The sequence below is a fragment of the Tsukamurella ocularis genome (assembly GCF_965138335.1).
Lineage (GTDB): Bacteria > Actinomycetota > Actinomycetes > Mycobacteriales > Mycobacteriaceae > Tsukamurella > Tsukamurella ocularis_A.
In genome coordinates this window covers 162,099-181,839 of record NZ_CBCSDV010000003.1, presented here as the reverse complement: position 1 = coordinate 181,839, position 19,741 = coordinate 162,099, and the positions used below count along the sequence as shown (strand labels likewise).

The 19,741-nt window shown below is 71.2% G+C and carries 15 protein-coding genes and 1 pseudogene; 14 read left to right on the top strand and 2 right to left on the bottom strand.

Going from position 1 to position 19,741, the window contains the following annotated elements; genetic code table 11:
• Nucleotides 1–89: 89 nt before the first annotated feature.
• The 4 genes from tig (at nt 90) to clpX (ending at nt 4,381) form a co-directional block, all read left to right on the top strand.
• Nucleotides 90–1,502, top strand: a complete 1,413-nt coding sequence (gene tig / locus ACNAYW_RS05190) for a trigger factor (RefSeq protein WP_415848684.1) — start codon at nt 90–92, stop codon at nt 1,500–1,502.
• 136 nt (nt 1,503–1,638) lie between these two features.
• Nucleotides 1,639–2,232, top strand: a complete 594-nt coding sequence (locus ACNAYW_RS05185) for an ATP-dependent Clp protease proteolytic subunit (protein ID WP_415848683.1) — start codon at nt 1,639–1,641, stop codon at nt 2,230–2,232.
• 43 nt (nt 2,233–2,275) lie between these two features.
• Complete coding sequence (locus ACNAYW_RS05180) at nt 2,276–2,917, top strand: ATP-dependent Clp protease proteolytic subunit (protein WP_068525836.1); 642 nt, start codon at nt 2,276–2,278, stop codon at nt 2,915–2,917.
• 186 nt (nt 2,918–3,103) lie between these two features.
• Nucleotides 3,104–4,381 (top strand): ATP-dependent Clp protease ATP-binding subunit ClpX, encoded by a 1,278-nt coding sequence (gene clpX / locus ACNAYW_RS05175; protein WP_415848682.1) that lies wholly within the window; start codon nt 3,104–3,106, stop codon nt 4,379–4,381.
• Between the two features lie 79 nt (nt 4,382–4,460).
• On the opposite strand, the gene ACNAYW_RS05170 is transcribed toward clpX, so the two are convergent.
• Nucleotides 4,461–6,080: an ABC-F family ATP-binding cassette domain-containing protein gene (locus ACNAYW_RS05170; RefSeq protein ID WP_415848681.1), complete on the bottom strand. Its 1,620-nt coding sequence runs from the start codon at nt 6,078–6,080 to the stop codon at nt 4,461–4,463.
• A 111-nt stretch (nt 6,081–6,191) separates the two neighbouring features.
• On the opposite strand from ACNAYW_RS05170, the gene ACNAYW_RS05165 reads away from it, so the two are divergent.
• The 9 genes and pseudogenes from ACNAYW_RS05165 (at nt 6,192) to proB (ending at nt 18,127) form a co-directional block, all read left to right on the top strand.
• Nucleotides 6,192–8,915, top strand: a complete 2,724-nt coding sequence (locus ACNAYW_RS05165; protein WP_415848680.1) for a valine--tRNA ligase — start codon at nt 6,192–6,194, stop codon at nt 8,913–8,915.
• A complete protein-coding gene (folC, locus tag ACNAYW_RS05160) occupies nt 8,912–10,330 on the top strand; it encodes a bifunctional tetrahydrofolate synthase/dihydrofolate synthase (protein ID WP_415848679.1) in 1,419 nt (472 codons plus the stop codon). Before ACNAYW_RS05165 ends, folC begins: the two co-directional genes overlap by 4 nt.
• Entirely contained in the window at nt 10,327–10,740 is a 414-nt protein-coding gene (locus ACNAYW_RS05155) for a DUF4233 domain-containing protein (RefSeq protein ID WP_415848678.1), read from the top strand. Before folC ends, ACNAYW_RS05155 begins: the two co-directional genes overlap by 4 nt.
• Nucleotides 10,741–10,759: 19 nt before the next feature.
• On the top strand, nt 10,760–11,173 hold the full coding sequence (gene ndk, locus ACNAYW_RS05150) for a nucleoside-diphosphate kinase (RefSeq protein WP_068524796.1): 414 nt from the start codon (nt 10,760–10,762) through the stop codon (nt 11,171–11,173).
• Nucleotides 11,174–11,493: 320 nt separating this feature from the next.
• Nucleotides 11,494–14,455, top strand: a pseudogene (locus ACNAYW_RS05145) (translation initiation factor IF-2 N-terminal domain-containing protein); the annotation flags it as partial.
• A gap of 326 nt (nt 14,456–14,781) precedes the next feature.
• Nucleotides 14,782–15,093 (top strand): 50S ribosomal protein L21, encoded by a 312-nt coding sequence (gene rplU, locus ACNAYW_RS05140; RefSeq protein ID WP_415848677.1) that lies wholly within the window; start codon nt 14,782–14,784, stop codon nt 15,091–15,093.
• Between the two features lie 46 nt (nt 15,094–15,139).
• Nucleotides 15,140–15,403, top strand: a complete 264-nt coding sequence (gene rpmA / locus ACNAYW_RS05135) for a 50S ribosomal protein L27 (RefSeq protein WP_013126135.1) — start codon at nt 15,140–15,142, stop codon at nt 15,401–15,403.
• A gap of 121 nt (nt 15,404–15,524) precedes the next feature.
• Nucleotides 15,525–16,985 (top strand): GTPase ObgE, encoded by a 1,461-nt coding sequence (gene obgE / locus ACNAYW_RS05130; RefSeq protein WP_415848676.1) that lies wholly within the window; start codon nt 15,525–15,527, stop codon nt 16,983–16,985.
• Nucleotides 16,986–17,032: 47 nt separating this feature from the next.
• Nucleotides 17,033–18,127 (top strand): glutamate 5-kinase, encoded by a 1,095-nt coding sequence (proB, locus tag ACNAYW_RS05125; protein WP_415848732.1) that lies wholly within the window; start codon nt 17,033–17,035, stop codon nt 18,125–18,127.
• Between the two features lie 10 nt (nt 18,128–18,137).
• On the opposite strand, the gene ACNAYW_RS05120 is transcribed toward proB, so the two are convergent.
• Nucleotides 18,138–19,160, bottom strand: coding sequence for an LLM class flavin-dependent oxidoreductase (locus tag ACNAYW_RS05120; RefSeq protein WP_415848675.1), 1,023 nt, complete (start codon nt 19,158–19,160; stop codon nt 18,138–18,140).
• A gap of 69 nt (nt 19,161–19,229) precedes the next feature.
• On the opposite strand from ACNAYW_RS05120, the gene ACNAYW_RS05115 reads away from it, so the two are divergent.
• Nucleotides 19,230–19,736, top strand: a complete 507-nt coding sequence (locus tag ACNAYW_RS05115; protein WP_415848674.1) for an SRPBCC family protein — start codon at nt 19,230–19,232, stop codon at nt 19,734–19,736.
• Nucleotides 19,737–19,741 lie beyond the last annotated feature (5 nt).

The window sequence follows — 19,741 nt, the reverse complement described above, 5'->3', positions numbered from 1 at the left end:
AGTGCCGTGGGCCCGACGGGGCCCCGTGCTGCCCGCAGGAAACCGCACATCACGCGGCGTTCCCGCTGATACCAACCCGAGGAGAACGAGTGAAGAGCACCGTCGAGCAGCTGAGCCCGACTCGCGTCCGCCTGAGCGTCGAGGTTCCCTTCGACGAGCTCGCGCCCGATTTCGATCGCGCCTACGAGACGCTCGCGCAGCAGGTCAACATCCCCGGCTTCCGTAAGGGCAAGGCCCCCGCGAAGCTGATCGAGGCGCGCGTCGGCCGCGACGCCGTGCTCTCGCAGGTGATCAACGACGCGCTGCCGGGCAAGTACAGCCAGGCCGTCCTGGACTCGGAGATCAAGGCCCTCGGCCAGCCCGAGATCGACATCGACAAGCTCGAGTACGGCGAGACCTTCTCGTTCACCGCCGAGGTCGACGTCCGCCCCGACATCACGCTGCCCGAGTACTCGGCCATCGAGGTCGAGGTCCCGTCGCTCGAGGTCACCGACGCCGACATCGACGAGCAGATCGAGGGCCTCCGCGCCCGCTTCGGCACCCTCAAGGGCGTCGACCGCGCCGTCGAGACCGGCGACTTCGTCACCATCGACCTGTCGGCCACCGTCGACGGCAAGGACGTCGAGGACGCCAAGACCACCGGTCTCTCGCACGAGGTCGGCTCGGGCAACCTCATCGACGGTCTCGACGAGGCCATCGTCGGCCTGAAGTCCGGCGAGTCCAAGGAGTTCCCGACCACCCTCGTGGCCGGCGAGTTCGCGGGCAAGGAGGCGGACGTCACCGTCGTCGTCGACTCCGTCAAGGAGCGCGAGCTGCCCGAGCTGGACGACGAGTTCGCCCAGCTGGCGAGCGAGTTCGACACCGTCGAGGAGCTGCGCGCCGACCTCCGCGAGCGCGTCGAGCAGAACAAGAAGCTGGGCCAGGCCGCGGACATCCGCGACGCCGTGCTCGACAAGCTGCTCGAGGCCGTCGAGGTGCCGCTGCCCGAGGCCGTGGTCAAGGAGCAGGCCGACGCCAACGTGCACGACGTGCTGCACCAGGTGGGCCACAACGAGGAGCTCCTCGAGACCGCGCTCAAGGCGCAGGGCACCACTCGCGAGGAGTTCGAGACCCAGGCGCGCGAGTCCGCCGAGAAGCAGGTCAAGGTGCAGCTGCTCCTCGACGCGATCGCCGACGCGCAGGACGTGCAGGTCGACCAGCAGGAGCTGCAGGAGCACATCCTGTTCCAGTCGCAGCGCTACGGCATGCAGCCCGCCGAGTTCATCCAGCAGATCCAGCAGGCCGGTCAGCTGCCCGCCCTCTTCCAGGAGGTCCGTCGCGGCAAGGGCCTCGCGGACGTCGTGCTCGAGGTGACGGTCAAGGACGCCGACGGCAACCCCGTCGACACCAAGGCGCTGTTCGACCGCGAGGACGCCGGCGAGGAGCTCGCCGAGGAGGCCGCTGCCGAGGAGGCCGTGGTCGCCGAGGCGGAGGAGATCACCTCCGAGGCCGACGAGAAGTAGAACCCCGCGGAGCGCCCCGCAGCCGGACCGGCTGCGGGGCGTTTCTGCCCTCAGCGGAGCCGGGCGTGCCGGGGGACGTACCGGCCCTGCGCGTTCGTTAGTGTCGATGACAGCAAAGAAAGGCAGGGAGCAGCGGATGACCTCCAACCCCAGCATGCGGGCCGGAATGGCCGGCCTGAACCTCAACGATTCGGTGTACAGCCGCCTCCTGGAGTCGCGGATCATCTTCCTCGGGAGCGAGGTGAACGACGACATCGCGAACCAGCTCTGCGCGCAGATGCTGCTGCTGTCGGCGGAGGATCCGACCAAGGACATCAACCTCTACATCAACTCGCCCGGCGGCAGCATCTCCGCCGGCATGGCGATCTTCGACACCATGGAGTTCGTCGAGTGCGACGTCGCGACGTACGCGATGGGCATGGCCGCCTCGATGGGTGAGTTCCTGCTCGCCGCCGGCACCAAGGGCAAGCGCTACGCCCTGCCGCACGCGCGCATCATGATGCACCAGCCGTCCGCCGGCATCGGTGGCACCGCGGCCGACATCGCGATCCAGGCCGAGCTGTTCCGCAAGACCAAGATCGAGATGAACCGGCTCAACGCCCAGTTCACCGGCCAGTCGATCGAGCGGATCGAGTCCGACGCCGACCGCGACAAGTGGTTCACGGCCGAGGAGGCCCGGGACTACGGTTTCGTCGATCACGTCGTCAGCCGCGCGAGCTCCGTCAAGTAGCGAGAGGACATTGGAAATGACCGAGGGTTACTACCCCACCACGATGTCGGCCCAGGGCCTGCACGTCCCCGCCACCAACCGCTATGACGTCCCGTCGTTCATCGAGCGCGCGGCGAACGGCAACGAGCGCGTCACCAACCCGTACTCGAAGCTCTTCGACGAGCGCATCATCTTCCTCAAGAACCAGATCGACGAGGTCTCGGCGAACGACGTGATGGCCCAGATCCTGGTGCTCGAGTCGCAGGACCCGGACCGCGACATCACGATCTACATCAACTCGCCCGGCGGCAGCCTCTACGACGCGCTCGGCATCTACGACACGATGCAGTACGTGCACTGCGACGTCGCGACGGTCGTGCTCGGCACCGCGGCGTCGGCCGCCGCGATCCTGCTCGCCGGCGGCACCCCGGGCAAGCGCGCCGCGCTGCCCAACTCGACGGTGCTCATCCACCAGCCCCGGACGGGCGGCTCGATGCGCGGCCAGGTCTCCGACCTGGAGATCCAGGCGGCCGAGATGGAGCGCGCGCGCAACCGCCTCGACGAGATCCTGGCGAGCCACACCGGCCAGACCGTCGAGCAGATCCGCAAGGACACGGATCGCGACAACATCCTCACGGCCGACCAGGCCAAGGAGTACGGCATCGTCGACACGGTGTTCCCGTACCGCAAGGCGTCGGCGAAGTAGTTCGACGGCAGGACACCGGGGGTCGCGACACGCCGCGTGAGCGGGTTCCGCGGCCCCCGGTGCCACCTCTAGCAAGCTGTTCATATCGGTCGCCGGGACGGAAGTTCGCGGGTACCGTCGTACACAGACGCCACCTGCTGAGCAACACGGCAGGTGGGTCATCGGCAAGGGAAGTAGGCACAGGGCATGGCACGGATCGGGGACGGCGCAGACCTGTTGAAGTGCTCTTTCTGCGGAAAGAGTCAGAAGCAGGTCAAGAAGCTGATCGCGGGTCCCGGCGTGTACATCTGCGATGAGTGCATCGACCTGTGCAACGAGATCATCGAAGAGGAACTGGCCGAGACCAGCGACGTGAAGCTGGACGAGCTGCCCAAGCCCGTCGAGATCCGTGACTTCCTGGACAACTACGTCATCGGCCAGGACTCGGCCAAGCGGAACCTCGCCGTGGCGGTCTACAACCACTACAAGCGGATCCAGGCCGGCGAGCGCAAGGACGCCCGCGGCGAGGGCGTGGAGCTGGCGAAGTCCAACATCCTCATGCTCGGCCCCACCGGTTGCGGCAAGACCTACCTCGCGCAGACGCTGGCGAAGATGCTCAACGTGCCCTTCGCCATCGCGGACGCGACCGCCCTCACCGAGGCCGGCTACGTGGGCGAGGACGTCGAGAACATCCTCCTCAAGCTGATCCAGGCCGCCGACTACGACGTCAAGCGCGCCGAGACGGGCATCATCTACATCGACGAGGTCGACAAGATCGCCCGCAAGAGCGAGAACCCGTCGATCACCCGCGACGTCTCGGGAGAGGGCGTGCAGCAGGCGCTCCTGAAGATCCTCGAGGGCACGCAGGCGAGCGTCCCGCCGCAGGGCGGCCGCAAGCACCCGCACCAGGAGTTCATCCAGATCGATACGACGAACGTCCTGTTCATCGTGGCCGGTGCCTTCGCCGGGCTGGAGAAGGTCGTGGGCGACCGCATCGGCAAGCGGGGCCTCGGCTTCGGCAACGAGGTGCGGACCAAGGCGGAGGTCGACACGGTCGATCACTTCGCGGACGTGCTGCCCGAGGACCTCATCAAGTTCGGCCTGATCCCCGAGTTCATCGGTCGTCTGCCCGTCATCGCCTCCGTCTCGAACCTCGACAAGGAGTCGCTCGTCTCGATCCTCTCGGAGCCGAAGAACGCGCTCGTCAAGCAGTACCAGCGCCTCTTCGAGATGGACGGCGTCGAGCTCGAGTTCGACGAGGACGCCCTCGGCGCCATCGCCGATCAGGCCATCCACCGCGGCACCGGTGCCCGTGGCCTGCGCGCCATCATGGAAGAGGTGCTCAACCCCGTGATGTTCGACATCCCGTCGCGGGACGACGTCGCCAAGGTCGTCGTCACGGGGGAGACGGTGCGCGACAACGTGCTGCCCACCATCGTGCCCCGCAAGCGCTCCCGCGACGAGCGCCGCGAGAAGAGCGCGTAATCACGTATCGACTGCGCCCCCGGCCGAATCGGCCGGGGGCGCAGTCGTTTCCGATCACGGCGCGCGGAGCCCGCACGGGTCACCGGGCGCGCTGCACCCGCGCCTCGTGCCAGACGGGCTCCGGCGCCTCGCGGACGGCACCGTCGGACCCGAACACCAGGAACCGGTCGAAGGAGCGGGCGAACCACCGGTCGTGGGTCACCGCCAGCACCGTGCCCTCGTAGGCCTCCAGGGCGTCCTGCAGCGCCTCGGCGCTCTCCAGGTCCAGGTTGTCGGTGGGCTCGTCGAGGAGCAGCGCCGTGCTGCCCGCGAACTCCAGCAACAGCACCTGGAAGCGCGCCTGCTGCCCGCCCGAGAGGCTCTCGAAGCGCTGATCCGCCTGGCCGTGCAGCTCGTACCGGCGCAGCGCCGGCATGGAGCGGCCGAGGTCGGCCGCGTGCTCGTGGCGGAGGATCTCCACGAGCGAGCGACCCTGCAGCTCCGGATGGGCGTGGGTCTGGGCGAAGTGCCCCGGCACCACGCGCGCGCCGAGCGTCGCGGCGCCGGTGTGCGCGACGTCCTCGCCCGCGAGGAGCCGCAGGAAGTGCGACTTCCCGGAGCCGTTGGAGCCGAGCACCGCGACCCGCTCGCCGTAGAAGACCTCGAGGTCGAAGGGCTGCATGAGCCCGGTGAGCTCGAGGTTCTTCGCCGTGACGGACCGCACCCCGGTGCGGCCGCCGCGCAGCCGCATGGTGATCTCCTGGCGACGGGGCGGCTCGGGCGGGGGACCGGCCTCCTCGAACCGACGCAGCCGCGTCTGCGCGGCCTGGTACCGCGAGGCCATGCCGTCGTTGAACTTCGCCTGCTCGCGGAGCGTGAGCACCAGCTTCTTCAGCTGGTGGTGCCGCTCGTCCCAGCGTCGGCGGAGCTCGTCGAACCGGGCGAAGCGCTCGTCGCGCGCCTGGTGGAAGGTCGCGAACCCGCCGCCGTGCACCCACGCGTCCGAGCCGCCGGGCGCGGGCTCCACGGCGACGATCCGCGTGGCCGCCCGCGAGAGCAGTTCCCGGTCGTGGCTCACGAACAGCACCGTCTTGGGCGTCTGCCGCAGTTGTTCTTCGAGCCATTCCTTCCCGGGCACGTCGAGGTAGTTGTCCGGCTCGTCCAGCAGCAGTACCTCGGCGTCGCCGCGCAGCAGCGCCTCCAGCGCGAGGCGCTTCTGCTCGCCGCCGGAGAGGGAGGTCAGGCCGCGCCACTGCGCCCGGTCGTAGGGGATGCCCAGCGCGGCGATCGTGCACGCGTCCCACAGGGTCTCGGCCGCGTATCCGCCGGCGTCGCCCCATTCGGTGAGCGCGGTCGCGTACCGCATCTGGTTCGCGTCGCCGTCGTCGTCCATGAGCGCCAGCTCCACCGCATCCAGCTCCTGCGCGGCGGACTGCAGCCGCGGCGGCGCCACCGAGAGCAGCAGGTCGCGCACCGTACGGTCGTCGCGGACCGAGCCGATGAACTGCGGCATCACCCCGACCCCGCCGCTCGAGGTCACCGCGCCGCCGTGCGGCTCCAGCTCGCCCGCGAGCAGCCGCAGCAGCGTCGTCTTCCCGGCGCCGTTGCGGCCGACGAGCGCGGCCACCGCACCGTCGCCGATCCGGAACGAGACGTCGCCGAGCAGCGCCCGCCCGTCGGGCAGGTAGTACTCCACGTGCGTCGCTTCGAGATGTCCCATTCGTCCCATCCTGCGGGGCGGGAAGGTCAACGCGCCACTCGTTTTCCGGAACGTCGCGCACGGGCAAAAGCCCCGCGGAAGTCGCGCGCGTGCGCTGACTAGAATCGTGGGGTGACTACTGAGCCGCAGAACGCCGCCCCGGCCGGTCCGGGCACCGCCGCAGACCGACTTCCCGCCGCCTGGGAGCCCGGTGCGGTAGAGGCGGACATCTACCGCGGCTGGGTCGACGCGGGGTACTTCACGGCCGACAACACCTCGCCCAAGCCGGCGTTCTCGGTGGTCCTGCCGCCCCCGAACGTGACCGGCAGCCTGCACCTCGGCCATGCGCTCGACCAGACCATCACCGACGCGCTGTGCCGCCGCAAGCGGATGCAGGGCTACGAGGTGCTGTGGCTGCCGGGTACCGACCACGCCGGCATCGCCACCCAGTCGCTGGTGGAGAAGCAGCTCACCGCCGAGGGCACCACTCGGCGCGAGATCGGCCGCGAGAAGTTCCTCGAGCGTGCGTGGGCCTTCAAGGAGGCCAGCCACGGCAACATCACCGGCCAGATGCGCCGGATCGGCGTCGGCATCGACTGGTCCCGCGAGCGGTTCACCATGGACGAGGGGCTTTCGCGCGCCGTCCAGACCATCTTCAAGCAGCTCTTCGACGCGGGCCTGATCTACCGGGCCGAGCGCCTGGTCAACTGGTCGCCCGTGCTGCAGACCGGCATCTCCGACCTCGAGGTCGACCACAAGGAGGTCGACGGCGAGCTGGTCTCCTTCCGGTACGGCTCGCTCGACGACGACGAGCCGCACATCGTCTGTGCCACGACGCGACTGGAGACGATGCTCGGCGACACCGCGATCGCCGTCCATCCCGACGACGAGCGCTACCGCGCCCTCGTGGGCACCACGCTGGAGCATCCGTTCACCGGCCGCCGCATCCCGGTGGTGGCCGACGACTACGTCGATCCCGAGTTCGGTTCCGGCGCCGTGAAGATCACCCCCGCGCACGACCCGAACGACTTCGCGCTGGGCCAGCGGCACGACCTGCCCATGCCCACGATCATGGACGAGACCGCCCACATCGTCGGCACCGGAACGCCGTTCGACGGCCTCGACCGGTTCGCCGCGCGCAAGGCGATCCGCGAGGCTCTCGCCGAACAGGGCCGCATCGTCAAGGAGGTGCGGCCGTACCGCCACAGCGTCGGCCACAGCGAGCGCTCCGGGGAGCCGATCGAGCCGCGCCTGTCGATGCAGTGGTGGGTCAAGGTCGATCGGCTGTCCAAGGCCGCGGGCGATGCCGTGCGCAACGGCGACACCACCATCGTCCCCGAGTCGCTCGCGCCGCGGTTCTTCGACTGGGTCGACGAGATGCACGACTGGAACATCTCCCGCCAGCTGTGGTGGGGCCACCGCATCCCGGTCTGGTACGGCCCCGCCGACGCCGAGGGCAACCGCGACGTGGTGTGCTGCGGCCCCGACGACGTGCCGCCCGCCGGTTACGAGCAGGACCCCGACGTCCTCGACACCTGGTTCAGCTCCGGCCTGTTCCCGTTCTCGACCATGGGCTGGCCCGAGCAGACCGCCGACCTGGCGAAGTTCTATCCCACGTCCACCCTGGTCACCGGCTACGACATCATCTTCTTCTGGGTCGCCCGGATGATGATGTTCGGCACCTTCGTCGGCGAGGAACCGGGCGCGCCCGGCACGGTGCCCTTCCAGGAGGTGCTGCTGCACGGCCTGGTGCGCGACGAGTTCGGCCGCAAGATGTCGAAGTCGAAGGGCAACGGCATCGATCCGCTGGACTGGGTCGACGAGTACGGCGCCGACGCGCTGCGCTTCACGCTGGCCCGCGGCACCATCCCCGGCGCCGACCTCAACGTGGGCGCCGACGCCGCCGCGAGCAGCCGGAAGTTCGCCACCAAGCTGTTCAACGCCACCAAGCTGGCGCTGATGAACGACGCCCGCGTCGGCGAGCTGCCGGACCGCGCGTCGCTCACCGACGCCGACCGCTGGATCCTCGACCGGCTCGCCGCCGTGCAGGCGGAGGCCGACGCGGCCTTCGACAACAACGAACTGGGCAAGGGCTGCGAGGCGCTGTACCACTTCGCGTGGGACGAGCTGTGCGACTGGTACCTCGAGGTCGCCAAGCTGCAGCTGCACGCCGCCGACGACACCGGTGACGCGGCCCTCGGTGACAACACCCGCCTCGTGCTCGGCAAGGCCCTCGACGTGGTCCTGCGCATGCTGCACCCGACGATGCCGTTCGTCACCGAGGTGCTGTGGAAGGCCCTGACCGGCGGCACCTCGCTCGTGATCGCCGACTGGCCGACGCGCGACTGGGCCCCGGGGGAGATCCCCGCCGACGGCGTCGAATCCGCCCGCCGCTTCGCGGATCTGCAGCGGCTGGTCACCGAGATCCGTCGCTTCCGCAGCGACCAGCTGCTCAAGCCCGGGCAGCGCGTCGCCGCGCGCCTCAGCGGCCTCGACGAGGCGGGCCTGACCTCGCTCGCCGCCGCGGCCGCGAGCCTGTGCCGGCTCACCCCGCCGGAGGACGGCTTCGCGGCGACCGCCTCGCTGGAGGTCCGCCTCGTGGGCGGCACCGTCACCGTCGAGCTGGACACGTCCGGCACCGTCGACCTGGGAGCCGAGCGGGCGCGCCTGGAGAAGGACCTCAAGGCCGCGCAGAAGGAGCTCGACGGGACCACTGCGAAGCTCGGGAACGAGGCCTTCCTGGCCAAGGCGCCCGACGCGGTCGTCGACAAGATCCGCACGCGGCAGACCGTCGCGCAGGAGGAGGTCGAGCGCCTCACCGCCCGGATCGCGCAGCTCGGCGGGAGCGCCGCGTGACGGTGCCCGCCTTCGCCGCCGACCCCGACGACCTCGCCGAACTGGCGCAGGTCGAGGCGGAACTCGACCAGCGCTGGCCGGAGACCAAGATCGAGCCCTCGCTCACGCGGATCGCCGCGCTGATGCAGTTGCTCGGTTCGCCGCAGGACGCGTACCCGTCCATCCAGGTCGCCGGGACCAACGGCAAGTCGTCGACGGCGCGGATGATCGACGCTCTGCTGCTGGCCTTCTCGCGCCGCACCGGCCGGATCACCAGCCCGCACCTGCAGCTCGCCACCGAGCGCATCGCGATCGACGGCGCGCCGCTCACCGCGAAGCAGTACGTGGAGACCTACCGCGAGCTCGAGCCCTTCATCGAGCTCGTCGATGCGCAGTCCGAGGCCGCCGACGGGCCGCGGATGAGCAAGTTCGAGGTGCTCACCGCCATGGCCTTCGCGGCCTTCGCCGAGGCCCCCGTCGACGTGGCCGTCGTGGAGGTCGGGCTCGGCGGCACGTGGGACGCCACGAACGTGGTGACCGCGGAGGTCGCCGTCATCACCCCGATCGGCCTCGACCACGTGGAGATCCTGGGCCCCGACCTCGCGTCGATCGCGGGGGAGAAGGCGGGCATCGTCAAGCGCGCCCCCGAGCGGCTCATCCCGAAGGACACCGTGATGATCGTGGGCAAGCAGGAGCCCGCGGCCATGGACGTGCTGCTGCGCAAGGCCGTCGAGGCCGACGCCGCCGTCGCGCGCGAGGGCTCGGAGTTCGCGGTGGTCGAGCGCCGCGTCGCCGTCGGCGGGCAGCAGCTGACCCTGCAGGGCCTCGGCGGCGTCTACGACGACGTCTTCCTGCCCTTGCACGGCGAGCATCAGGCCAACAACGCCGCGGTGGCCCTCGCCGCCGTCGAGGCCTTCTTCGGCGCCGGCGCCGACCAGCAACTCGACATCGACACGGTGCGCGAGGGTTTCGCGAACGCCGCGTCGCCCGGCCGGCTGGAGCGCGTCCGCAGCGCCCCGACGGTGCTGCTCGACGCCGCGCACAACCCGCACGGCGCGCAGGCGCTGGCCCGGACGATCGAGACCGAGTTCGGCTTCCGCACCCTGATCGGCGTCGTCTCCGTGCTCGCCGATAAGGACGCCGTCGGCGTGCTGACGGCGCTCGAGCCCGTGCTCGACACCGTCGTCGTGACGCACAACGGCTCGCCCCGCGCGCTCGAGGTCGAACGGCTCGCGGCGATCGCCGAGGAGATCTTCGGCGAGGACCGCGTCGTCACCTCGCCCACCATGGTCGACGCGGTGGAGACGGCCGTCGCGCTCGCCGACCAGGAATCCGACGACGAGGACGGGCCCGCCTCGGGCGTGGGCGTCCTCATCACCGGCTCCGTGGTCACCGCCGGCGCCGCGCGCTCGCTGTTCGGAAAGGAACCCCAGTGACGGGAACCCCCGCATCCAACCCCAGGTTCACCCCGCCGCCGAAGGACCCGTGGAAGAGCTTCCGCGGCATCCTCTCCGGCACGCTGATCCTCGAGCTGATCGTGATCCTGCTGGCGCTGCCGGTCGTGATCCGTCTCTCGCCGGGACTGTCCGGGTTGAAGGTCGCGTACGTGCTGATCCTGGCCGCGGCCTGCTTCGCCGGGTGCATGGTCGTCAAGAAGCCGTGGGCCATCCCGGCCTTCCTCGCGCTGCAGGTCGCGGTCATCGCCGGCTTCGTCGTGCATTGGGGTATCGGCGCCGTGGGCGTCGTCTTCGGCATCGTCTGGGCGTACATCGCCTACATCGAGCGCGACGTGAAGCAGCGCATGGCGGAGGGCCGCCTCCCGGGGCAGGAGCCGATCGCCGAGTGAGGCCCGTTACGCTGTTGCCGTGACTGAGCGGACTCTGATTCTCATCAAGCCCGACGGCGTGCGGCGCGGCCTCTCCGGGGAGATCCTGGCGCGCATCGAGCGGAAGGGCCTCACCATCGCGGCCCTCGAGCTCAAGCACGTCTCGACCGAGGTGGCCGAGGGCCACTACGCCGAGCACAAGGAGAAGCCGTTCTTCGGCTCCCTGCTCGAGTTCATCACCTCGGGGCCCGTTGTGGCCGCCGTGCTGGAGGGTCCGCGCGCGATCGCCGCGTTCCGCCAGCTCGCCGGCGGCACCGACCCGGTCGAGAAGGCCGTGCCCGGCACCATCCGCGGCGACTTCGGCCTCGAGACCCAGGAGAACCTGGTGCACGGCTCCGACTCGCCCGAGTCCGCTGCGCGCGAGATCGCCCTCTGGTTCCCCGGTCTCGCCTGACCTGCAGGAACCCGTTCCATACCCCCGATCCCACGGGCCCGCCCGCGCGACATCGCGCGGCGCGGGCCCGATACTTTTCCGCACTGCCTGTGGCGTGTGGGATACTGACCTCGGACGCACGTCGGCGCGCGCAACCGTGCAGCGCCGACCGGCCCGGCTGGCTCGCAGAACGTCGAACCAGCGTGCGCCACGCACGAGACACGTGCAGACCTTGACAAACGTGGGGCGGTAGGAGAACTCCTTCGCCCGCACCACATGACACGCCCCCGCGTGGCCGCGACCAGCAGTGATCGCGCCCGGGGGTCGGTAGGAGATATTGAGTGGCCGACAACACGTCGCCGGAAGAACAGAACAACGAAGCTCGGGAGGAGTTCCCGCAGAAGCTGCGCGTCCACGCGCTGGCGCGTTTGCTGGGCCTGACCAGCAAGGAGGTGCTCGCGCACCTCGGCGAGCTGGGCTTCGTCGCGCGCAGCGCGCATTCGAGCATCGACCGCAGCGCCGCCGAGCGCGTGCGTGATCGCATCGCGGAGACGGCGGGGGCCGGGGCGACGGACGCCGCGGAACCCGCGCCCGAGCCCGCGGTCGAGGCGCCCGGCGCGGAGCAGCCCAGCGCGGAGCAGTCCGCCCCGGCGGAGCAGCCCGCGCAGCAGCCGGCCCCCGAGAGCACCCCGTCGCTGTTCTCGGCCGCCGCGGTCGCCGAGCCCGTCGCCGACCAGGCGCCGGCGGCGTCGTTCGACGCGAACGCCCCGCTGTTCCTGCAGCCCGAGGTCGAGCAGGCGCCGCGCAAGGCGCGCGCCGCGAAGAAGGACGCCGAGGCGGCCCCGGACACCGCTCCCGCCGACGACACGGCCGATGTCGCCGCAGCCGCGGAGGCGCCCGCCACCGCGGACGCCGAGCCCGACACCGAGCAGGCCGATGCCACCCCGTCGACCGAGGAGGCCGGTGAGCAGAACGGCGACGACGAGGGGGCCGGCAACCGCCGCCGCCGCCGTGGCCGTCGGGGCCGCGGTCGCGGTCGCGGCGAGAACGCCGACGAGCAGGACGGCCAGGAGCAGAACGACGGCGACAAGTCCGGTGCGCCCGCCCAGGGCGACGCCGCACAGGCCGCCGAGAAGACCGTCGACGACGCCGCAGCCGACCAGGCCGACGGTGGTAAGGCCGACGAGGCCTCGGCGGACGAGTCCGACGGAGACGACGTCGAGGACGTGACCGACGGTGGCTCGCGTCGCCGCCGGCGTCGGCGGCGCCGGCGCGGCACGGGCGAGGACGGCGCGGAGACCGCTCCGACCGACGACCCGCCCAACACCGTGGTGCACGAGCGTGAGCCGCGGCAGCGGACGCGGCGCGACGAGGTGCGCGGCATCAGCGGCTCGACCCGCCTGGAGGCCAAGCGTCAGCGCCGCCGCGACGGACGCGACACCGTGCGCCGCCGCCCGCCGATCCTCACCGAGTCGGAGTTCCTCGCGCGCCGCGAGGCCGTCGACCGCGTGATGGTCGTGCGCGAGCGCACCGGCGTCGGCCCGTCGGAGGGGCAGGACGGCCACACCGTGCCGCACCCGCAGGACTACACCCAGGTCGCCGTCCTCGAGGACGGCGTGCTGGTGGAGCACTTCGTCACGTCGTCGAGCTCGGCGTCGATGGTCGGCAACATCTACCTGGGCCGCGTGCAGAACGTGCTGCCCTCGATGGAGGCCGCGTTCGTCGACATCGGCCGCGGCCGCAACGGCGTCCTGTACGCCGGCGAGGTCAACTGGGACGCCGCCGGCCTCGACGGCAACGCCCGCAAGATCGAGCAGGCCCTCAAGCCCGGCGATCAGGTGCTGGTGCAGGTGTCCAAGGACCCGGTCGGCCACAAGGGCGCCCGCCTGACCACGCAGATCTCCCTCGCCGGCCGCTTCCTGGTCTACGTGCCCGGCGGCGGCTCCGCCGGCATCTCCCGCAAGCTGCCCGACACCGAGCGCAAGCGCCTCAAGGAGATCCTCAAGGAGATCGTCCCGGCCGACGCCGGTGTGATCATCCGCACCGCCTCCGAGGGCGTCAGCGCCGAGGAACTGGCGGGCGACGTCGCGCGGCTGCAGGCCCAGTGGGCCGAGATCGAGGAGGCCTCCTCGCAGAAGGGCGTCAAGGCGCTCTACGAGGAGCCCGATCTCCTGGTCAAGGTCGTGCGCGACCTGTTCAACGAGGACTTCAGCAAGCTCGTGATCGAGGGCGGCCGCGCCTGGGGCACCGTCGAGAAGTACGTGTCCACCGTCGCGCCCGACCTGATGCCCCGCGTGGAGAAGTTCGAGAAGGCCCACGCCGACGCGCCGGACGTCTTCGCGACCTACCGCATCGACGAGCAGCTCGCCAAGGCGATGGACCGCAAGGTCTGGCTGCCGTCGGGCGGCACGCTCGTCATCGACCGCACCGAGGCCATGACGGTCGTCGACGTCAACACGGGCAAGTTCACCGGCGCCGGCGGCAACCTCGAGGAGACCGTCACCCGGAACAACCTCGAGGCGGCCGAGGAGATCGTGCGGCAGATGCGCCTGCGCGACATCGGCGGCATGATCGTCGTCGACTTCATCGACATGGTCCTCGAGTCCAACCGCGACCTCGTGCTGCGCCGCCTCACCGAGGCGCTCGGCCGCGACCGCACCCGCCACCAGGTCTCCGAGGTCACCTCGCTGGGCCTGGTCCAGATGACCCGCAAGCGGATCGGCACCGGCCTCGTCGAGGCCTTCTCCACGCCGTGCCAGGCCTGCGCGGGCCGCGGCATCATCGTCCACGACGCGCCCGTCGAGTCGTCGGGCGGCGGCGAGGACGGCGGCCGCTCCGGCGACAAGGCCGAGGGCTCGGGTCGCAAGAAGCGCAAGCGCGCCAAGTCCGACGGTGCCGCCCAGGCCTCGTCGGCCCCGCCCGCGGCGGCCGCCAAGGAGCCCGCGGTGCACAAGGGCGAGCACCCGATGTTCCGCGCGATGGCGGCGCATCACGACGACGACGCGCCCGAGAGCGCCGGCGCCCCCGAGGCGCAGGTCGCCGAGGCTCCGTCCGAGGCCACGACCGCCGACCGGGCCGCCGTCGAGCAGGTCGTCGAGGTCGTCGCCGAGGCTCAGGGGAGCGACGCGCCCGGGGCCTCGGTCGCGCGGCCCGCCGAGTCCGAGACTCCTTCCGAGCCCGTGACGCCTGCCGAGCCCGAGCAGCCGGCCGAGGCGGCGGCACCGTCGGCGCCCCGGCGTCGGCGGGTGGCGCGCAAGGCGCCCACCACCACATCGGCCGCCCCGCAGACGATCGTCGTCGACANCGCGGCCCCCGCGCCCGACGCCCCGGCGGTCTCCACCCCGGCGGTCGACGGTGCCGGTGCCTCGGTGGCGGAGCCCGCGCGCAAGCGGGCCCGCCGGCGTGCCGCCGCTCGCCCCGCGGGTCCCGCGGCGGGCGGGCCCGAGAGTGACGGTGCCGACAAGGCGGACCAGCCGGTTTGACCCTGTTGCCGGCCGTCCCGTAACCTGGGAAGGTCGCTTTTCCGGCGGCGCGCTCGTGCGTGCGTGTTCCGGAGTACCCGCGTGATACGAGCCGCGCACCTGGCGCGCGCTGAACTACGAGATGTGTAAGAAGAGGTAAGTCCGAAGATGGCCACGTATGCGATCGTCAAGACCGGCGGCAAGCAGTACAAGGTCGCCGTCGGCGACCTGGTGAAGGTCGAGAAGATCGACGGTGAGGTCGGCAGCAGCGTCAAGCTGCCCGTCGCTCTGGTCGTCGACGGCGCGAACCTCACCACCGACGCCGCGGCGCTGGAGAAGATCTCCGTGACCGGCGAGGTCGTGGATCAGGTCAAGGGACCGAAGATCCGGATCCACAAGTTCAAGAACAAGACCGGCTACCACAAGCGTCAGGGCCACCGGCAGAAGCTGACGGTCGTCAAGGTGACCGCGATCGCCTGACCGGCGAACCCAGACAACGAACACCTTTTAGTACAGGAGCAGCCAGATGGCACACAAGAAGGGCGCGTCCAGCTCGCGCAACGGTCGTGATTCCAACGCCCAGCGACTGGGCGTGAAGCGGTTCGGTGGCCAGAAGGTCAGCGCCGGCGAGATCCTGGTCCGCCAGCGCGGCACCCACTTCCACCCCGGCGTCGGCGTCGGTCGTGGCGGCGACGACACCCTGTTCGCCCTCGCGGCGGGTGCGGTGGAGTTCGGTACGAAGCGTGGCCGCAAGACGGTCAACATCGTGCCGGTCGCTGTGGAGGCCTAGTCCGCAGCAGCACACGGTTTTCTCGAAGGCGGGCGTGGTCTCCTCACTGTGAGACCCGCCCGCCTTCGGCTTTTCCGCCCGCGCCCACCGGCGCAGGCACACAGGTAGAAAGAGGTTCCCCATGTCCAGGTTCGTCGACCGGGTGACGGTGCACGTCACGGCCGGTAACGGTGGCCACGGCTGCGCCTCGATCCACCGGGAGAAGTTCAAGCCGCTCGGCGGCCCCGACGGCGGCAACGGCGGCCGCGGCGGCTCCGTGATCCTCGAGGTCGATCCGCAGGTGCACACGCTGCTCGACTTCCACTTCCGTCCGCACCTCAAGGCCACCAACGGCAAGCCCGGCGAGGGCGGCAACCGCGAGGGCAAATCCGGTCAGGACGTCGTCCTCAAGGTGCCGGACGGCACCGTCGTGCTCGACACCGACGGCAAGATGCTGGCCGACCTCGTGGGCGCCGGCACCCGCTTCGACGCGGCCCAGGGCGGCCGCGGCGGCCGCGGCAACGCGGCCCTCGTCTCCAAGGCCCGCAAGGCCCCCGGCTTCGCCCTGCTCGGCGAGGAGGGGCAGGCCCGCGACCTGGTGCTCGAGCTCAAGTCCGTCGCCGACGTGGGGCTCGTCGGCTTCCCGTCCGCGGGCAAGTCGTCGCTGGTCTCCGTCCTCTCGGCAGCGAAGCCGAAGATCGCCGACTACCCGTTCACCACCCTGGCGCCGAACCTCGGCGTCGTCTCGGCGGGGGAGACCACCTTCACCATCGCCGACGTGCCCGGCCTCATCCCCGGTGCGTCGACCGGTCGTGGCCTCGGCCTGGACTTCCTGCGCCACCTCGAGCGCTGCGCGGTGCTCGCGCACGTCGTGGACTGCGCGACCCTGGAGCCGGGCCGTGACCCCGTCAGCGACGTCGACGCGCTGGAGGCCGAGCTGGCCGCCTACCAGCCGGCGCTCGCCGCCGACACCGGCCTGGGCGAGCTCTCCGAGCGCCCGCGCATCGTGGTGCTCAACAAGGCCGACGTGCCCGACGCCGAGGAGCTCGCCGAGATGGTGCGCCCCGAGTTCGAGGCGCGCGGCTGGCCCGTCTTCGTGATCTCCGCGGTCGCGCACACCGGCCTGCGCGAGCTCACCTTCGCGCTCGCCGATCTGGTGCAGAAGTACCGCGCCGAGCTGGGCACCCCCGTCGCGCGGCGGCCCGTCATCCGTCCCATCGCGATCGACGAGTCCGGTTTCGAGGTCATCTCCGACCCGGATCAGCCGGGCGGCTTCATCGTGCGCGGCCCGCGGCCGGAGCGGTGGATCAAGCAGACCCCGTTCGACAACGACGAGGCCGTCGGCTTCCTCGCCGACCGCCTCAACCGGCTCGGCGTCGAGAAGGAGCTGATCAAGCTCGGGGCGGAGCCCGGCGCCCCGGTCACCATCGGCGACGTGTGCTTCAACTGGGAGCCCTCGCTCGGCACCATCGACGACGTGCCCGTCACGGGGCGTGGCACCGACATCCGGCTCGAGCAGAACGACCGCGTGGGCGCGGCCGAACGCCGCCACCAGCACGACGTGCGTCGCGGCCTGGCGAGCGACGACGAGGACGACGAATGACGGAAGCGTCGGGGGCGCTCGCGGGCTCCGACCTTCTCGCCGGCGACATGCGCGCCGTGGTCGCGGGTGCCCGCAAGCTCGTCGTGAAGATCGGCAGTTCGGCGCTGACCGACCTGGAGCACGGGCTCGCCTCCGATCGGCTCGACGCCCTCACCGACGCCGTCGTCGCGCGACTCGACCGAGGGACCGAGGTCATCGTCGTCTCGTCCGGCGCGATCGGCGCCGGGATGGCTCCGCTGGGCCTCAAGCGCCGCCCGACGGACCTCGCGACCAAGCAGGCCGTGGCCTCGGTGGGCCAGCTGCAGCTCGCCAACGCCTGGGGCGCGTCGTTCCGCCGCTACGAACGCATCGTCTCGCTCGTGCTGCTCACCGCGCACGACATCGGCCTACGGGTGCACGCCGCGAACGCGCAGCGCACCCTGGACCGGCTGCGCACGCTGGGCGCCGTCCCGATCATCAACGAGAACGACGTGGTGGCCTCGAACGAGGTCCGCTTCGGCGACAACGACCGGCTCGCGGCCCTGGTCGCGCACCTGACGGGAGCCGACGCCCTGGTCCTGCTGTCCGACGTCGACGGCCTGTACGACGGGGACCCCCGCAAGGGCGCGGCCTCGCTCATCGCCGCCGTCGACGGGCCCGAGGACCTCGACGGGGTCGTCGCGGGCTCGGGCGGCGCGCTCGGCACGGGCGGCATGGCGTCGAAGCTCTCGGCGGCCCGCCTCGCGGCCGACGCGGGCGTGCCCGTGCTCCTCACCGCCGCGGCGCTCGCCGACCGGGCGCTCGACGGTGCCGATGTGGGCACCGTCTTCCGTCCCCGCGCCGTGCGCCTCTCGGCGCGACGGTTCTGGGTGCGGCACGCCGCCGACGTGCACGGCGACCTGACCCTCGACGACGGTGCCGTCGCCGCGGTCGTCGACCGGCGTCGCTCGCTGCTCCCCGCCGGCGTCACGGCGGTCAGGGGCACCTTCTCCGGCGGCGACGTGGTGAACCTACGCGACCTGCGCGGCGCCGTCCGGGCCCGGGGCGTGGCGGCCTACGACCACACCGAGCTCGAGACGATGCTCGGCCGCGACACCACCGACCTGCCGGAGGGCCTGCGGCGACCCGTGGTCCACGCGGACGATCTGGTGCCGGTGCGCTGACCCCGCGGAGTCAGGATCGGGCAGCGGAGACCAGGACCCGCAGGGCCTCGATCCGCTCATCGACGGTGCCGGAGACCTTCGCGAGCAGAGTGCCGACGCCGGCTCCGCGGTAGGCGGCGACCCGCTCCGCGACGCGTGCGGGACTACCGATGATGTTCGTCAGGCCGCCCAGTTCGAGCGGCACGGCCGCCCGGGCGGCGTCCTTGTCGCCCGACTGCCAGAGCCGCGCGACCTCGTCGATGCGGTCGGCGAAGCCGAGGCGGGCGAAGGCCCGGTTGTAGAAGTTCTCCTTGCCCGAGCCCATCGCTCCGATGGTGAACGCGTAGCCCGCGGCGTGTTGGGCGATGAGCTCCTCGGTGCGCGCGGGATCGTCCGTGATCTCCAGGGCCACCGGAGCCACGAGGTCGAGCGCGTCCAATCCGCGTCCGCCGCGGGCGGCGCCCTCGGCGAGGGGGCCGAGGAAGACGTCGGCGAGCTCGGGGATGAAGGCGTTGCCGAGCCACCCGTCGGCCACCTCGCCGGTGAGCCGAAGGTTCGCGGGCCCCATGGCGGCCACGTAGATCGGCAGTTCCGCGGGGAGGAGCGCGGGTACCAGCGCGGCGCCACGGCTGTCGGGCAGCGGTAACCGGTACTCCTGCCCGTCGTAGCGCAGGCGTTCCCCGCGTCCGATCATCCGGACGATGTCGATGGTCTCGCGGGTGCGCCGCACCGGCTTGCCGAACGGCACGCCGTGCCAGCCCTCCATGACAGCGGGGCCGGACACGCCGACGCCGAGCGTGAATCGTCCCCCGGAGAGCTGCTGCAGGCTGAGGGCGGATCCCGCGAGCATGGCGGGGGTGCGCGAGCCCAGTTGGACGACGAAGGTACCCAGGCCGATCGTGCTCGTGCGCGCGGCCAGGTACGAGAGGCCCGTCAATGCGTCGTAGCCCCAGATCTCGGGAGCCCACACCGAGTCGACGCCGATCGCCTCGGCGGCCTGGACGAATTCGACCGCATCCGGTTCCTGCGGCTGTACGACGACTCCGACGCGCATTTCTTCCCCTCTCGACGGTGCGATCGTCCTAGACTATGGTCCCGAACATAGTTTGGGAAGGGGATCGTCATGCGCTACCGCGATACGCCCACCGTGCAGGAGACGCTCGTCGTCGCGGCGCCGCCCGAGCGGGTGTGGGAACTGGTCACGGACGTCGGCATGCCCGCCCGGTTCTCGGCCGAGCTCGGTTCGGTCGAGTGGATCGAGGGCGCGCAGGTCGCAGTGGGGAACCGGTTCCGCGGCCACAACAGCCACGAGGCGCTGGGTGACTGGTCCACCGACTCGACGGTCGTCGAGGTCGAGGACGGCCGTCGGTGGGTGTGGAACGTGCAGGGTCCGGACGGCGACGTGATGGCGTCGTGGGGTTTCGAAGTGGAGCCGGTCCGGGCCGGCACGTTGGTCCGGCAGTGGGGCCGGATGGGTCCGGGGCGCTCGGGCTTGAGCTACGCGATCGAGCGCATGCCCGAGAAGGAGGGCCGGATCATCGACAACCGGCTCGCCGAGTGGCGTGCGGGCATCGAGGCCAACCTCCACGGGATCGCCGGGCTGTGCGGCGATCCTGGGCCCGCGGACTGACGGAG

What these genes read in the sequence shown, in the direction of transcription:
- ACNAYW_RS05185 (WP_415848683.1), top strand. Translation starts at nt 1,639, where the DNA reads ATGACCTCCAACCCCAGCATGCGGGCCGGAATGGCCGGCCTGAACCTC.
- proB (WP_415848732.1), top strand. Translation starts at nt 17,033, where the DNA reads ATGCGCGCCGTGGTCGCGGGTGCCCGCAAGCTCGTCGTGAAGATCGGC.
- ACNAYW_RS05120 (WP_415848675.1), bottom strand. Translation starts at nt 19,160, where the DNA reads ATGCGCGTCGGAGTCGTCGTACAGCCGCAGGAACCGGATGCGGTCGAA.
- clpX (WP_415848682.1), top strand. Translation starts at nt 3,104, where the DNA reads ATGGCACGGATCGGGGACGGCGCAGACCTGTTGAAGTGCTCTTTCTGC.
- ACNAYW_RS05180 (WP_068525836.1), top strand. Translation starts at nt 2,276, where the DNA reads ATGTCGGCCCAGGGCCTGCACGTCCCCGCCACCAACCGCTATGACGTC.
- rplU (WP_415848677.1), top strand. Translation starts at nt 14,782, where the DNA reads ATGGCCACGTATGCGATCGTCAAGACCGGCGGCAAGCAGTACAAGGTC.
- rpmA (WP_013126135.1), top strand. Translation starts at nt 15,140, where the DNA reads ATGGCACACAAGAAGGGCGCGTCCAGCTCGCGCAACGGTCGTGATTCC.
- ACNAYW_RS05115 (WP_415848674.1), top strand. Translation starts at nt 19,230, where the DNA reads ATGCGCTACCGCGATACGCCCACCGTGCAGGAGACGCTCGTCGTCGCG.
- obgE (WP_415848676.1), top strand. Translation starts at nt 15,525, where the DNA reads ATGTCCAGGTTCGTCGACCGGGTGACGGTGCACGTCACGGCCGGTAAC.
- ACNAYW_RS05170 (WP_415848681.1), bottom strand. Translation starts at nt 6,080, where the DNA reads ATGGGACATCTCGAAGCGACGCACGTGGAGTACTACCTGCCCGACGGG.